Source organism: Actinomadura terrae (assembly GCF_022751215.1).
GTDB classification, from domain to species: Bacteria; Actinomycetota; Actinomycetes; order Streptosporangiales; family Streptosporangiaceae; genus Spirillospora; species Spirillospora terrae.
The window spans coordinates 1,971,002-1,986,996 of sequence record NZ_JAICDG010000001.1; the positions used below are offsets into that span (position 1 = coordinate 1,971,002).

The following is a 15,995-nucleotide window of genomic DNA, read 5'->3' on the forward strand; positions in this document are numbered from 1 at the left end:
GACCGCCGTCTGACCCGGTGGCCACGAAGGCGGGTCCGCGACCGCGGGGGATCGGAGCCGGCGCGTTCTCGCGACGGGGCTGAAACCGGGGGACGATGTCTGATTTGTCAAGAAAGTCTTCATGATCGACAATCCCGATCATCGGGCCGGGGGGCCCAGCGGTCAGACAACGCGATCACGGACTCGTACTGACATCGAGGGAGATGTGAGCACGTGACACAGGGTTCGGGGTCGGGCGCGCCGGCGCGCGCGCACGAGATCATCGAGGACCGGGCATCCCGCGCGCCCGAGCGGACCGCCGTCGTCGCCGGTCCGCACCGGTCGAGCTACGCCGAGCTGGAGCGCCGGGCCGGCGCGCTCGCCCGCGCGCTCGCGGACCGCGGGATCGGCCGCGGCGACCTGGTCGGGATCTGCCTGGAGCGGGACGAATGGCTGGTCCCGGCGCTGCTCGGGGTCTGGAAGGCGGGGGCGGCGTACGTGCCGCTCGACGCGGCCTACCCCGCCGAACGGCTGCGGTTCATCGGCGCCGACGCGGGGTTCCCGGTTGTGCTGACCAGCGCGGCGCTCGCCGCGACAGCCGCCGCGACCGGCGCCGAGCCGCTGCTCGTCCAGGACGTGCCGCAGGGCGCGCCGGATGGCGCCGAGCCGCCGCGTGTGCCCGGCGACGGCACCGACCCGGCGTATGTGATCTACACGTCCGGCTCGACCGGGCGCCCCAAGGGCGTCGTCGTGGAGCACCGCAACACGGTGAACCTGCTCGCCTGGGCCGATGGCTTCTACTCGCGGGAGGAGACGGCCGGCTACCTCGCCGCCGCCTCGATCTGCTTCGACGCCTCGATCCTGGAGATCGTGGTGCCGCTGGCCGCCGGGGGCACGGTGATCCTGGCCGAGAACCTGCTGGCGCTGCCCGAGCTGCCCGCGCGCGAGGAGGTCACCGCCGTCCACGGCGTCCCGTCCGTGCTCGCCGCCGTGCTCACCCGGCCGCTGCCGTCCGGGGTGCGCGTGGTCGGCACGGGCGGGGAGGCGCTCACCGCGTCGCTGGCCGCGCGGATCTGGGCCAACCCCGGCGTGCGCCGCGTCGTGAACACCTACGGGCCCACCGAGTGCACCACGCTCTGCACCGCCTACGAGCTGCGCCGCGGCGAGACCGGCACGCCGCCGATCGGGTATCCGGTGACCGGCGCGGTCACGTCGGTGCGGGACGAGCACGGCGCCCCCGTCCCGGACGGGCGGCCCGGCGAGCTGTGGGTGTCGGGGCCGTGCGTGGCGCGCGGATACCTGGACCGCCCCGCGCTGACCGCGCGGGCGTTCGCCGGGGGCGCCTACCGCACCGGCGACCAGGTCCGCTCCGTGGACGGCGTCCTGCACTTCCTCGGCCGCGCCGACGACCAGGTGAAGATCCGCGGGTTCCGGGTGGAGCTGGGGGAGGTCCACCACGCGCTGACCGGGCATCCCGCCGTCCGCAACGCCGTCGTGCTCGCCCGCGCCGACCACCTCGTCGCTCATGTCGAGGCCGACACCGATATCGAGGACGAGCTGCGGACGCACCTGGCGCGGCTGCTGCCGGAGTACATGGTGCCGTCCAGGATCGGCGTGCTCGACCGGCTGCCGACCGGCCCCACCGGCAAGCTCGACCGGGACGCGCTGCCCGAGCTGGGCGCGCCGCGTCCGCCGGGTTCGTCCGCCGCCGCGAAGCCCCGCACGGACGCCGAGCGGGAGGCGGCCGAGGTGATCGCGGACGTGCTGGGCCTGCCGGAGGTCGGGCTCCACGACGTGTTCGCCGACCTCGGCGGGCACTCCCTCCAGGCCGCCCGCGTGGTGAGCGAGATGTCCCGGCGGCGCGGGCACCTCGTCCCGCTGGCGGCGTTCCTGGCCGCGCCCACGGCGGCGGGCCTGGCGGCGGCGGGCCCCTCCGGCGCCGCGCCGCTGGTCCGGCACGCGGGCCGCACGACCGTCCCGCTCACCGACGCGCAGCGCGAGTTCTGGACGCTGCGGCAGCTCCACCCGGACCGGCCGGTCACGACGCTGCTGCTCCGGTTCTGGGTCCGCGGCCTCACCGACGCCGCCCCGCTGCGCGAGGCGCTCGACGCGGTGGTGCGCAGGCACGAGGTGCTGCGCAGCACGGTCGTCACCGGCGAGGACGGGATTCCGGTGGCCGTCGTGCACCCGCCGGTCCCCGTCCCCTTCACGGAGCGACCGGTGGACGCCGACGCGGCGCGGGGCGCGGCGCACGTGTTCGACCTCGGCTCCGAGGTGCCGCTGATCCGCGCCGACCTGGCCTGGCGGGGCGACTCCGACGCCGAGCTGACCGTCAGCGTGGACCACATCGCCTTCGACGGCGCCTCCGTCGGGGTGCTCATGGACGAGCTCGCCGCCGGGCTGGCCGGTCGCGCGGTCCCCGAACCGGCGGTGCAGGTCGGGGACGTCGCCGCCGCGCAGGCCGCGGAGCCCGTCCCCGGCGCGCACCGCGAGTTCTGGCGGGCGGAGCTGGACGGCGCGCCCGTCCCGGCGCCGCTCGGCGCCGACCCGTCGGCCGGACGCGTCGGCCGGCCGCTGCCCTGGGAGGTGGAGCCCGCCGTCGCCGCGCTGGCCCGCGAGTGCGGCGCGACGCCGTTCGCGGTGTACCTGGCCGCGCTGGTCCTGCTGTCGGGCGAGGCCGACCCGCTCCCCAGTGGGGGGACGTCCCGCCACACCCCCCGGAACGGCCCCGTGATCGGGGCGGCGGCGGCGCGCCGGGCCAGGCCCGAGCTGGCGGGGCTGATCGGCCCGCTGGTGGACGCGCTGCCCGTGCGGGTGCGCCCGGACGGCGCGGAGGGCTTCCGCGCGCTGGTGCGGCGGGCCGCCTCCGCGACCGCGCGGGCCCTCGCGCACCAGGAGACGCCGCCCGCCGCGCTGCCGCGCGTGCCGGTGATGCTGGCCGTCCAGCACGGCGAGGTGCCGATGGAGGTGACCGGCGGCGGCGTCCGGATCGAGCTGCTGTCCGACCCCGGTTCGGGCGCGGCGGCGCAGGAGCTGAGCTGGCTCGTCAACCGGACCGTGGACGGCCCCGAGATCCAGCTCGAATACTCCACCGCCCGCTACGGCCGGGACTGGGCCGAGGCGGAGCTCGACCGGTTCCTGCGGGTCCTGCGCGCGGCGCTGGCCGACCCGGGCCGCCCGCTGGCGGAGTACGAGCTGGTCAGCGCCGAGGAGCGGGAGACCCTGCTGGCGTGGGCCGCCGGGCCGGAGCTGCCGGGGTTCCCCGCGACCGTCCCCGAGGCGCTGCCGCGTACCGGGGGCACGGCGGTCGTCGGCCCGGACGGCGCGTCCCACGACTACGCGGAACTGCACGCCGAGGCCGCCCGCGTCGCCGCCGCGCTGCGGGCGCGCGGCGCCGGGCCGGGCGCGCTGGTCGGCGCCCTGCTGCCCCGCGACCACCGGCTCCCGGCGGCGCTGCTCGGAGTGTGGCGGGTGGGCGCGGCGTACGTGCTGCTCGACCCCGACCACCCGCCGGAGCGCTCCCACCTGCTCGCCGAGGACGCGGGGGCGCGGCTGGTGCTCGTCCGGGGCGGGGCGGACATCCCCGGCGTGGAGACGCTCGACCTGGACGACCTTCCGCCCGTCGCGGACGATCCGCCCGAGCCGCCGCCGCCCCTGCACGCGGACGATCTCGCCTACGTCCTCTACACCTCGGGCTCCACCGGGCGGCCGAAGGGCGTGGAGATCACCCACGGGAACCTGGCCGCGTTCGTCGCCGGCTCGATCGAGGTGATGGGGCTCGGGCCGGACGAGGTCATGCTCGCCGCCGCGCCCGTCACCTTCGACATCTTCGCCGAGGAGGTGTGGCTGCCGCTGTGCGCGGGCGGCACCTGCGTCCTCGTGGCCCGCGCGGACGCCGTGGACGGCTACGCCCTCGCCGCGCGGCTCCACGACAGCGGCGCGACGCTGGTGGACCTCGTCCCGACCACGCTGCGGATGCTGCTGGAGGCCGGGTGGGAGGGCGGCCCCCGGCTCCAGGTGATCAGCGGCGGGGAGGCGCTCGACCCGGCGCTCGCGGCGCGGCTCGCGCCCCGCGTCCGGCGGCTGTGGAACGGGTACGGCCCGTCCGAGGCGACGGTCGGCTCCACGATGCACCTGGTCGTCCCCGGCACGGTCGGGCCCGCCGCGACGACGGTGCCGATCGGCACGCCCATGGCGGGCGAGCGCGCGTACGTGACCGACCCCTGGCTGCGGCTGCTGCCCCCCGGCGCGCTCGGCGAGCTGGTGCTCGGCGGTGCCGGGGTCGCGCGCGGCTACCGGGGCCGTCCCGACCTGACCGGCGCCGCGTTCTCCGCCGACCCCCACCACCCCGGCGGGCGCCGCTACCGCACCGGCGACCTCGCGCGCTGGCGGCCGGACGGGACGCTGGAGTTCCACGGCCGCCGCGACCACCAGGTGAAGGTGCGCGGCTACCGGATCGAGCTGGGCGAGATCGAGGCCGTCCTGCACGAGGTGGCCGACGGCGTCGTGACGGCCGCCGGGTCCGGCCCGGAGGCGCACCTGGTCGGCCACGTCGCCCCCGCCGACGTCGACCTCGACGTCGTCGAGAAGCACCTGCGCGCCCGGCTGCCCGAGCACATGGTGCCGCGCCGCTGGTCGGCGCTGCCGGTGCTGCCGCGGCTGCCGAGCGGCAAGGCCGACCGGTCCGCGCTGCCCGTGCCGGCGGCCCCCTCGGTCGCGGACCGCCCCGCGCCGGGCACCGACGCCGAGCACCTGGTGGCCGACATCTGGTCGGCGGTGCTGGAGCTGCCCTCCGTCTGGGCCGACGACGACTTCCTCGCGCTCGGCGGGCACTCCTTCGCCGCCACCCGCGTGACCGGCCGCCTCCGGGAGGCGCTCGGCCTCGCGGTCCCGGTCCGGCTGCTGTTCGACCGGCCGGTGCTCGCCGACTTCGCGGCGGCGCTGGAGGAACTCCTGCTGGCCGAGCTCGCCGCCACCGATACGACGGGCACGACGGGGGACGCGTCATGACGGAGACGAGCCAGGACCGCCTCGCCGCACTCGTCCGCTCCCGGCTCGCCGCCGCGAGGGCCGAGGTGCGCTCGTCCGCCACCGGTATCCCCGCGCTGGGCGCGACCGAGATGGAGCTTTCCCCGGCGCAGGCCAGGCTGGCGTTCCTCGCCCAGCTCGAACCGGACAGCGCCGCCTACAACGTCCCGGTCGCGCTGCGGCTGGACGGGCCGCTGGACACCGGCGCCCTCCGCGCGGCCGTCGGCGCGCTCGCCGAACGGCACTGGATCCTGCGCGGCGTGATCGACGGTGGAACCGTCAGCCCGGTCGGCGAGGTGCCGGTGCCGATGGGCGCGTTCGACGACGCCGCCCTCGCCGACCACGCCTGGCGGCCGTTCCGGCTGGACGCCGAGCCGCCCATGCGCGCCGCCCTGTTCCACGTCGCCGACGACACCCATGTGCTGGCGCTGACGTTCCACCACATCGTCACCGACGCCTGGAGCGAGGGCCTGCTGCTGGAGGAGCTGTCGGCCCTGTACGCGGCGCGGCTCGGCCTGGCGCCCGAGCCGGAGCCGCCCGCGCTGCACTACGCCGACGTCGCCGCCTTCGAGGCCGGGCGTCCCGACACCGACCCGGTCCCTGGTGGGGGGACGACCCCCCACACCCCCCGGAACGACCTGGACTGGTGGACGGAGCGGCTGGCGGGCCTGCCGCCCGTGCTCGACCTGCCCACCGACCGGCCCCGCCCGGCGGTGGCGTCGTGGCGGGGCGCGTCGGTGCCGGTCGCGCTGCCCGCCGCGCTGTCGGCGCGGGTCCGCGCGGTGCCCGACGCGACGCCGTTCATGGTGCTGCTGGCCGGGTTGCAGGCGCTGCTGGCCCGGCTGTCGGGCGAGACCGACATCGCGGTCGGCGTCCCGCACGCCGGACGCCACCACCCCGACGCCGAGCGGGTCGTCGGGCCCTTCGTCAACACGCTCGTGGTGCGGGGCGACACCTCGGGCGACCCGTCCGGCGCCGAGCTGGTGCGGCGGGCGCGCGACGCCGCGCTGGACGCGTTCGCGCACGCCCGCACCCCCTTCCAGGACATCGTGGAACGGCTGCGCCCCGACCGGAGCCTGTCGTCCACGCCGCTGTTCCAGGTGATGCTCAACGTCTACGACGGCGGCGCGCGGACGACGCTGCCGGGCGTGACCGTGCGCCCGGAGCCGCTGCCCGCGCCCACCGCCAAGTTCGACCTGAACCTCTCGCTCGCCGACGACGGGGAGCGCTTCTCCGGGCAGCTGCTGTACCGGGCCGACCTGTACGACGAGGCCACCGTCGAACGCATGGTGGCCTGGTACGTCGCGCTGCTCGACGGGATGCTGGCCGACCCGGCCGCGCCGGTCCGGCTGCCCGAGGGCGACGATCTGCGCGGCCCGGTCCGCGACGTCCCGGTGGACGCGCCGCTGCACGCGCTCGTCGAACGCGCCGCCGACGCCGCGCCCGAGGTGCTCGCCGTCGGCACTCTCTCCTATGCCGAGCTGGACCGCCGCGCCAACCAGGTCGCGCACTGGCTCCTCGACCGCGGGACCGCGCCCCAGGAACCGGTCGCGGTGCTCATGGAGCGGAGCCCCGAGCTGGTGGTGGCGCTGCTGGGCGTGCTCAAGGCGGGCGCCGCCTACCTGCCGCTCGACCCCGTGTACCCGCGGGCCAGGACCGAGGCGGTGCTGGCCGACTCGGGTGCCCGGACCGTCCTCACCGAGGCGGAGGTGGCCGCGGCGGCGGACCGTCCCGTCCACCGGCCGGACGTCGCCGTGCCGCCGGACCACCTCGCCTACGTGGTCTACACGTCCGGCTCCACGGGCGAGCCGAAGGGCGTCGCCGTCGAGCACCGGCACATCGCCCACTACCTGGGCGCGGTCGGCGCGCTGATCCCGGACGGGGTGGCCTCGTTCGCGCTGGTCTCGACCGCGTCGGCCGACCTCGGCCTCACCAACCTGTGGGGCGCGCTGGTCCGCGGCGCCGCCCTGCACATGATCGGCCACGAGACCGCCACCGACCCGGACGCGTGCGCCGCCTACCTGGACGAGCACCCGGTGGACGCGATCAAGATGGTGCCGAGCCAGCTGGAGCTGCTCGGCATGCGGTGCCTGCCGCGCCGTCTGCTGATCCTCGCGGGCGAGGCGGTGCCGGGCGAGTTGCTCGCGCGGGTGCGCGCGGCGCGCCCGGACCTCGCGGTGCAGGTGCACTACGGCCCCACCGAGACGACCGTGTCGGTGCTGGCCTCCGAGGTGACGGACCTGTCGCATGGCGTGGCGCCGCTCGGGCGTCCGCTGGTGAACGTTGCCTGCCGCGTCGTGGACGCGACCGGACGCGCCGTCCCCGCCGGGGTGCCCGGCGAGCTGTGGATCGGCGGCCCGAGCGTGGCGCGCGGCTACCTCGGCCGCACCGAGCTGACCGCGCGGCGGTTCGCGGGCGGCTGGTACCGCACCGGCGACCGGGTGCGGGTCGGCCCGTCCGGGCTCGTGGAGTTCCTCGGACGGCTGGACGACCAGGTGAAGGTGCGCGGCTTCCGGGTGGAGCTGGGCGAGGTCGGCTCGGCGCTGCGCGCGCTGCCGGAGGTGGCCGAGGCGTTCGTGCTGCCCGTCGGCGACGGCGCGGCCCGCCGCCTGGCGGCCTGGATCACCCCGTCGGGGGAGGGGCCGCTGGACGTGGCGGCCGTGCGCGCCGCACTGCGGGAACGACTGCCCGACCACATGGTGCCCGCCGCGATCGCCGTCCTCGCCGCGCTGCCGCTCACACCGAACGGCAAGGTGGACCGGGCCGCGCTGCCCGTCCCCGAGACCGCCGCCGAGGGCCGCAGGCCGCTGGCCACCCCGCAGGAGCTGCTGGTCGCCGAGGCGTGGGCCGAGGTGCTTGAGGTCGGCGCGGTGGCGGCCGACGACGACTTCTTCGCGCTCGGCGGGCACTCCTTCGCCGCGACCCGCGTCGCCGCCCGGCTGCGGGAGGAGCTGGGCGCGGCGGTGCCGGTGCGGCTGCTGTTCGAGCATCCCGTGCTCGCCGACCTGGCCGCCGCGCTGCCCGTCGCCGGGACGGCCGACGACGTCGTGATCCGTCCGGTGAGCGACCGGCTGTCGCCCGCGCAGGCGCGGCTGTGGTTCCTCGCGCAGCTCGAACCGGACAGCACGGCCTACAACGTTCCGCTCGTGCTGCGGCTCACCGGCCCACTGGACGTCGCGGCGCTGCTCGCCGCCGTCCGCGACCTGGCCGAGCGGCACACGGTGCTGCGCAGCGTGATCGACGACTCCGGACCCGAGCCGGTGCTCGTCGCGCGTCCCGCCGAGGCGGTGCCCGTGGAGGTCAGGCGGACGGGCTCGGCGGCCGAGGAGCTGGCCCGCCCGTTCGCGCTCGACGTCGAACCCCCGATGCGCGCCGCGCTGTTCGTTGAGGACGGCGACAGGGCAGTTCCGGGGGGTGTGGGGGGTCGTCCCCCCACAAGGGACAGGCACATACTCGCGCTGACGTTCCACCACATCGCCACCGACGTCTGGACGCGCGGCCTGATCCAGCGCGAGCTGGCCGAGCTGTACGCGGCCCGGCTCGGGCTGCGCGGCCCGCTGGAACCGCCGCCTTACCAGTACTCGCAGGTCGCGCCCGCCGAGGACGAGGCCGGGCTGGACTGGTGGGAGCAGACGCTGGCCGGGCTGCCGCCGGTGCTGGACCTCCCGGCCGACCGTCCCCGCCCGCCCGTCGCGGCGGACGCCGGGGCGGCGGTCGAACTGGAGCTGCCCGCCGCGCTCAGCGACCGGGTCCGGGAGGTCGCGGCGGCGCACCGGGCGACGCCGTTCATCGTCCTGATGGCGGGCCTCCAGGCGCTGCTGGCCCGGCTGTCGAACGGCACCGACATCGCGGTCGGCGTGCCGGTCGCCGGGCGCGACCACCCCGGCACCGAGGACGTCGTCGGCTGCTTCCTCAACACGGTCGTGGTGCGCGGGGACCTGTCCGGCGACCCGACCGGACGGGAGGTGCTCGACCGGACGCGGCAGGCCGCGATCGGCGCGCTCACCCACGCCCGCACCCCGTTCGAGTGGATCGTGGACCGGCTCCGCCCCGAACGCAACCTCGCCGCGACGCCGCTGTTCCAGGTGCTGCTGAACTGCTACCCGGCGCCGCCGCCCCCGGCCCTCAGCGGCCTGGAGGTGACCGAGCTGCACCTCGCCGAGGACAGCTCCAAGTTCGACCTGAACTGGCACGTCGTCGACTCCGGCGCCGGGACACCGCTGCGGGGCGGCCTGTCCTATCGAGTAGACCTGTTCGACGACGGCACCGCCGCCCGGTTCGCCCGCTGGTTCCTCACGCTGCTGGACGGCATGCTCGCCGATCTGGACGCTCCAGTCGGCGCGGTGCCGCTGGAGCCGGTGACCGGCCCCGCCCTCGCGGGCCCGACCGCGACGCCGGTCGACGTCCCCGTGCACCGGCTCATCGAACGCTGGGTCGACGAGGCCCCCGACGCGCCCGCCGTCGTCGGCGCCGACCGCGCGCTGAGCTACGCCGAGTTGGAGGAACGCGCCAACCGCGTCGCGGGCGGCCTGCTCGCCGCAGGGGTCCGCCCGGACGAGCCCGTCGGCGTGCTGCTGGAACCGGGCGCCGACCTGGCCTGCGCGCTGTTCGGCATCGAGAAGTCCGGCGGCGGCTACCTGCCGATGGACCCCGCCTACCCGCCCGCGCGCATCCACGCGATGATCGCCGCCGCCGGGGTGCGGACCGTGGTCGCCGCGCCCGAGTTCACCGGCCTGCTGCCGCCGGAGGTGACCGCGCTGGTCCCGGACGCGCTGCCGCCCGCGGCCCGGCCGGACGTGGACGTCCGCACCGACCACCTGCACCATGTGATCTTCACGTCGGGGTCCACGGGCACGCCGAAGGCCGTCGCGGTGGAGCACCGCAGCGTCACCGGCTACCTCGCGGGCATGCTGCCCGCGATCGACGTGCCCGGCGGCTCCTTCGCCGTCGTGTCCACGCCCGCCGCCGACTTCGGCCTCACCTGCGTGTTCGGCGCGCTGACGACCGGCGGCACCGTGCACCTGGTGGCGCGCGAGACCGCCATGGACCCCGCCGCGTTCGCCGGATACCTGCGCGAGCACGCCGTGGACGTGGTCAAGTGCGTGCCGAGCCACCTGGAGCTGCTCGCGTCCGGCGGCGACCTCGCCGCCGTGCTGCCCCGCACGCTGCTGGTGCTGGCGGGCGAGGCGTGCCCGTGGGACCTGGTCGAGCGGGCCCGCGCGGCGCGGCCCGGGCTGCGGATCCAGAGCCACTACGGGCACACCGAGTCCACGATGATCTGCCTGGTCTGCGACACCGCCGAGGTCCCGCCCGAGCGCCGCACCGGGATCGTTCCGCTCGGCCGCCCGCTGCCCGGCGTGTACGGCCACCTCGTGGACGCGGCGCTGCGGCCGGTGCCGCCCGGCGTCCCCGGCGAGCTGGTCGTCGGCGGGCCCGGCGTCACCCGCGGCTACATCGGCCTGCCCGAGCTGACCGCCGCGCGGTTCGTCGCCGACCCCGTCACCGGGGAGGGCCGCTGCTACCGCAGCGGCGACCTGCTGCGGGTCGCCGCCGACGGCACCGTGGAGTTCCGCGGCCGCGTCGACGACCAGGTCAAGGTGCGCGGCTACCGGGTCGAGCTGGGCGAGGTCACCGCCGCGCTGCGGGACCTCCCCGAGGTGGACGAGGCGGTCGTGCTGCCGGTCGGGGAGGGGCGCTCGCGCCGCCTCGCCGCCTGGCTCACCCCGGGAGGCGTGGACGTCGCGTCCGTCCGGGCCGCGCTGCGGGACCGGCTGCCCGACTACATGGTCCCGGCGCAGTTCGTCCCGCTGGAGCGGCTCCCGCTCAATCCCAACGGCAAGATCGACCGGGCCGCGCTGCCCGCGCCGCGGGTCGAGGCGACCCGGTCGCGGCCGCCCGGCACGCCGTCGGAGCACCGCGTGGCGGCGGCGTTCGCTGCCGTCCTGGAAGCGGACGGCGTCGGCGCGGACGACGACTTCTTCGCCCTCGGCGGGGACTCGTTCGCCGCCGTCCGCGCGGTGAAGGAGATCGGCGGCGGGCTCCGGGTGATCGACCTGTTCACCCGTCCGACCGTCGCCGGGCTGGCCGCGTTCCTCGACGCCCGCGACACCGGCGGCACGGGGCTCCTGCACAAACTGGGCGGCGGGCGGCGGCCCGAGTTCACGCTCGTGTGCGTCCCCTACGGCGGCGGCTCGGCGGCCGTCTACCATCCGCTCGCGCAGGCGCTCGGCGACGCGGTCGAGGTGCTCGCGGTGGAGCCGCCCGGCCACGACCCCGCCCGTCCGGACGAGGCGCCGATCCCGATCGCCGAGTTGGTGGACCGGCTCGCACCCGAGGTCGCGTCCGCCGCGTCCGGCCCGGTCGTGGTGTACGGGCACTGCGTCGGATCGGCGCCCGCCGTCGCGCTCGCCCGCCGTCTGGAGGCCGACGGCGTCCCGGTGCTGGGCGTGGTCGCGGCGGGCAGCTTCCCGGCCGCGCGGCTGCCGGGCCTCGCGCAGCGGCTGTTCCGGGGCGAGCGCCTCGTGTCGGACCGGATGTTCCGGGACGCGCTGCGCGCCACCGGCGGGCTCCTCGACGATATGGACGAGGCGGCCAAGGAGGCCGCCGTGCGCGCCATGCGGCACGACGCCGAGCAGGCGCGGTCCTGGTTCGGCGCCGAGCTGGCCGAACCCGGGCGCGCGCTGGACGCGCCGATCCTCTGCCTGGTCGGCGAGCGCGACCGCGCGACCGAGCTGTACCAGGAGCGCCACGCCGAATGGGCCGTGTTTTCCCCGCGCGTTGACCTCGCCGTCCTGCCCCGGGCCGGGCACTACTTCCTGCGGCACCAGGCCGAGCCGCTCGCCGCCGTCCTCGCCGAGCACGCGCGCCGCTGGAAGGCCGGGCACCTGCCGGAACCGGTGCGCCGCGACGAGCGCACCGGCCTGCGCCCCTTCTACACGGTGGCGGCCGGGCAGTTCGTGTCCGTCGTCGGCAACGCGCTCAGCTCCTTCGCCCTCGGCGTGTGGGCCTACCAGCGCAGCGGCCGGATCGTCGACCTCGCGCTCGTGGTGATGCTCGCGCAGATCCCGACCGTCCTGCTCAGCCCGCTCGGCGGCGCGCTCGCCGACCGGGTCGACCGGCGGCGGATCATGCTCGCCTGCAACGCCGTCTCCGGTGTCGCGATGGCCGCGCTGGTGCTGCTGCTCGCGACCGACCACCTGGCGTTGTGGAACGTCTGCCTCATCGTCGGGCTGACATCGCTGGTCACCGCGTTCCACGAGCCCGCCTACCTCGCCGCGATCGCCCAGCTCGTCCCCAAGCCGTACCTGCCGCAGGCGAACGCGCTCGCCAATGCCGGGTTCGGCATCGGCAACGTCGTCGCGCCGCTGGTCGGCGGCGCGCTCATCGGCCTCGTCGGGCTGTCCTGGGTCGTCGCGATCGACGTGGCGTCGTTCGCCATCGGCGTGCTGACGCTGGCCGCCGTCCGCTTCCCCGACCGGCTGTTCCACCGCCGCGAGGAGACCTTCGCCGCCGCGCTCGCCGGGGGCTGGCGGTTCCTGCGCCACCGCCGCCCGCTGCTGGTGATGGCGGGCTACTTCGCCGTCGTCAACTTCTGTACGGCGATGATGTGGGTGCTCATCACCCCGATCGTGCTGGCGATCGGGTCGCCCACCGCCCTCGGCCTCGTCACCGCCGTCGGCGGCCTCGGCGCCGCCGCGGGCACGGCCGTCGTGCTGGTCTGGGGCGGGACGAAGCGCCGCGCCACCGGAATGATCGGGTTCGTCGTCGGCTCCGGGATCGGCGTCGTCGCGATGGGCGCCTGGCCGGTCCTCGGGCTGGTCGCGGCCGGCCTGTTCGTCCGGCTGGCGTGCATGAGCATCGGCAACGCGCACTGGCTGTCGATCCTCCAGGTGAAGGTCGGGCCCGAGCTCCAGGGCCGCGTCATGGCGATCAACATCATGCTCGCCACCGCCATGCAGCCGCTCGGGTTCCTGTCCGCCGGATGGCTCGCCGACTGGGCCCAGCCGCACACCTCCGGTCCCGGCCGCGGCGCCGCGCTCGTCCTGCTGGCCAGCGGCGTGCTGCTCGTCGGCTGGGGCCTGCTCGGGCTCCGCTACCGGCCGCTGCGCCACCTGGAGGACCTCGTCCCGGACGCGGCGCCCCCGCCCGAGGCCGACGCCGACCTCGACGCCGTCCAGAACCGGGTGCTGGCCGCATGAGCCTGGTCACCCTCGCCGACATCGAGCAGGCCGCGCACCGCATCGGGCCGCACATCCGGCACACCAAGCCCCGCCGCGTGCCCGGCGAACGCCTCTGGGTGGCGCCGGAGAACCGCCAGCCCACCGGCTCGTTTAAGGTGCGCGGCGCGCTCAACGCGGTCGCCCGGCTCGCCGAGCGCGGCGTCGCGCACGTCGTCGCGCAGTCCTCGGGCAACCACGCCCGCGCCATCGCCTACGCCGCGTCCCGGCACGGGCTGCGCGTCACCGTCGTGCTGCCCGACACCGCGCCCGAGGTCAAGGTCACCGCGGCGCGGGAGCAGGGCGCGGAGGTGGTGATCGTGCCGCCCGCGCTCCGCGCGGAGACCTGCGCCGCGCTCGCCGGCCACCTCGGCGCGACGATCGTCGGCTCCGACGACTTCGACGTCATCGCGGGCCACGGCAGCGTCGGCCTCGACCTCCCGGCGAGCGGCACCGTCCTCGTCCCGGTCTGCAACGGCGGGCTGCTGGCCGGGGTGGCGGTGGCGGTGAAGGCGTGCGCGCCGTCCGTCCGCGTGGTCGGGGTGGAGCCGGAGCTGGCCGCCGACGGGGCGGCGAGCTTCCGCGCGGGCCGCCGCGTCGCCTGGCCCGTGGAGGAGACCTACCGCACGATCGCCGACGGGCTGCGCGCCCCCTCGCTCGGCGCGCTCGCCTGGCGGCACATCCACCGCTACGTCGACGACATGCTCACGGTGGACGAGGCGACGATCGCCGAGGCGGCGGGCCTGCTCCACGCGTCGCTGTCCGAACGCGCCGAGCCCAGCGGCGCCGTCACCACCGCCGCCTACCTCCTCCACCAGGACGCCCTCCCGCCCGGGCCGGTGACCGCCGTCCTGTCGGGAGGCAACTTCTGACCCGGGCCGGGTCGCCGTCAGGTGACCTGGCAGCGGGGGACGACCTGGGCGTCCGCGCCGACGCACACCGACGAGCCCGCCCGCTGCAAGATCCGGCGGGCGTCGTCGCCGGCGAGGAAGGTCAGGAACGCCGCCGCCGGGCTGCCGTTCGGCGGCAGCCCGGCGGTGTAGAAGACCTCCGGGGCGACGAACGGGTAGGAGCCCATCGCCGGAGGGCCCCCGGCCCTCCGGCCGTCCAGCGTGAGGACCCGGACGTTCGGGTAGCGGCGCGTGTCCCCGGCAACGTGCAGCTCCGCGTACCCGATCGTCCCGGGGACCGAGTTGACCGTGTCGAGGACCTGCCCCTGGCTGCTGCGCTCGCACCGGATGATGCGGTAGCTCGCGCGGATCTCGTCCTTGCGCCGGCAGTCGCCCGACGACAGGTCCGGCTCGGGCTCGTCGAGCAGCCGCTCCTCGAAGATCCCCCGCGTCCCCGAGCCCTCGGTCCTGCTGACCAGCCGGATCGGGACGTTCGCGCCGCCCGGGAGCTGCCTCCAGTTGGTGGGCCCGGAGTCCCGCGCGTAGATGGACTTCAGCTGCTGGACGGTCAGCCCCGTCACGTTCGTGTCCTTGTTGACGATGATCGCGAACCCGACCAGCGCCACCGGGAACCCCCGGAACCCCCGCTGCCGGATCTCGTCGGAGTCGGGCCTGAGGTGCCCGTCGTGCATCGCGACCGCCGTGCCCGCGTTGTCCCGGGTGAGCACCCGGACACCCTCGTTGGAGCCGATGGCCTCCACGCTGACGCGCGCGTCCGGGCACAGGTCCTCGTAGCCGCGCCGCAGGGTGATCGCCGTCCGCTCGAACGCGGTGGAGCCGACCAGCCGCAGCGTCCCGGCGAAGCACACCGGCGCCTCGGCCGACGACCCGCTCCGTCCGAGGACCGCGCCCGTCCCGGCGCCGGCGGCGAACACCAGCACCGCGACGGCCGCCACCGTCCGCCGCCGCCGAAGGCTCCACGGTCCGCGCGCGCCGGACGCCTCCTCTGGGTCGGGCTTCGCCGGCGCGTCCTCGGGGGCCTGCTCCGTCTGCGCGATGAGCCGCTTCCGCAGCTTGTCCGCCTCGGCCTGGGCGGCGGCCACCTTGGACCGCAGCTCGGCTGCCTCCGCGCGGGCCATCGCCAGGTCGTCCGGCGGCGGGACGTGCCGGACGCGCTCGTACGCCTCGACCCAGCGCGTCACCTCCGTCCGGGGGAGCCCGCAGGCCGCCGCGAAGTACCCGACCCGGACGAGGTCCCGGTCGCTGGGCGTCCGCCAGCGGTCCTTCTGGAGCATCGCACTGATCGTGGCGTCCGGCAGCGCCCCCCACGAGCGCTTCTCGATCTCCGACTGCCGCGGCGAGCCCGCCCAGACCCGCAGCTCCCGCAGTAAGGCGTAGAAGTCCCGGATGTCCTTGGCCGCCGCCGGGTCGGGCAGCCTGCGGCCGGTCCCGAACGTCGGCTCGACCCACGGCCTGAACGTCACCGGCACCCGCGCGGTCAGCCGCCGCCAGGGCACCTCCCGCTGGTGCGCCTCGACGAGCCGCGCCGGCTTGGCGTGCCCGTTCTGCTCGAACGCCGCGCGCAGGGCGTCGCCCCGCTCGTCCCACATCGCGTGCTCGACCGCCGCCCACCGGCGCCGCGCCTGCCCCACCTCCGCGCTGTCGACGCCCGCCGCCGCCAGGCACGCGCTGACGACCTCCCACGACAGGAACTCGCCGTCGAGCAGCGCCCGCGCCGTCACCTCCAGCAGGCCGGTGCTCCGCGCCAGCGCCGCCGCGCCGCTCTCTCCCAGCCTGCCGACCAGATAACGGTGGAAATCCGCTTTCTGGTCGAGATAGGAGTCCAACACCCGCTCCATCCAGTTATGCCCCACCTCGGCAC

The 15,995-nt window shown here is 76.4% G+C and carries 4 protein-coding genes; 3 read left to right on the forward strand and 1 reads right to left on the reverse strand.

The genetic code is table 11. The features are described 5' to 3' along the window. Positions 1–213 precede the first annotated feature (213 nt). Genes K2F47_RS08850 through K2F47_RS08860 form a run of 3 tightly spaced genes read left to right on the forward strand, consistent with a single transcriptional unit; the run spans position 214 to position 14,095 of the window. Positions 214–4,989, forward strand: coding sequence for a non-ribosomal peptide synthetase (locus K2F47_RS08850; protein WP_242902268.1), 4,776 nt, complete (start codon positions 214–216; stop codon positions 4,987–4,989). Beyond that, positions 4,986–13,205 carry a non-ribosomal peptide synthetase/MFS transporter gene (locus tag K2F47_RS08855; RefSeq protein WP_242902269.1) on the forward strand — a complete coding sequence of 2,740 codons (8,220 nt, stop codon included), beginning with the start codon at positions 4,986–4,988 and terminating at the stop codon, positions 13,203–13,205. Before K2F47_RS08850 ends, K2F47_RS08855 begins: the two co-directional genes overlap by 4 nt. Next, the gene (locus tag K2F47_RS08860; protein WP_242902270.1) at positions 13,202–14,095 is read left to right on the forward strand and encodes a threonine ammonia-lyase; all 894 of its coding nucleotides are present in this window, start codon (positions 13,202–13,204) and stop codon (positions 14,093–14,095) included. The genes K2F47_RS08855 and K2F47_RS08860 overlap by 4 nt, the downstream gene beginning before the upstream one ends. Positions 14,096–14,112: 17 nt before the next feature. Here the strand turns inward: K2F47_RS08860 and K2F47_RS08865 are convergent, their stop codons facing one another. Continuing rightward, on the reverse strand, positions 14,113–15,972 hold the full coding sequence (locus K2F47_RS08865; protein WP_242902271.1) for a substrate-binding domain-containing protein: 1,860 nt from the start codon (positions 15,970–15,972) through the stop codon (positions 14,113–14,115). Positions 15,973–15,995: the final 23 nt, after the last annotated feature.

Coding starts and splice junctions, on each gene's coding strand:
- K2F47_RS08855 (WP_242902269.1), top strand. CDS start 4,986: ATGACGGAGACGAGCCAGGACCGCCTCGCCGCACTCGTCCGCTCCCGG.
- K2F47_RS08860 (WP_242902270.1), top strand. CDS start 13,202: ATGAGCCTGGTCACCCTCGCCGACATCGAGCAGGCCGCGCACCGCATC.
- K2F47_RS08865 (WP_242902271.1), bottom strand. CDS start 15,972: ATGGAGCGGGTGTTGGACTCCTATCTCGACCAGAAAGCGGATTTCCAC.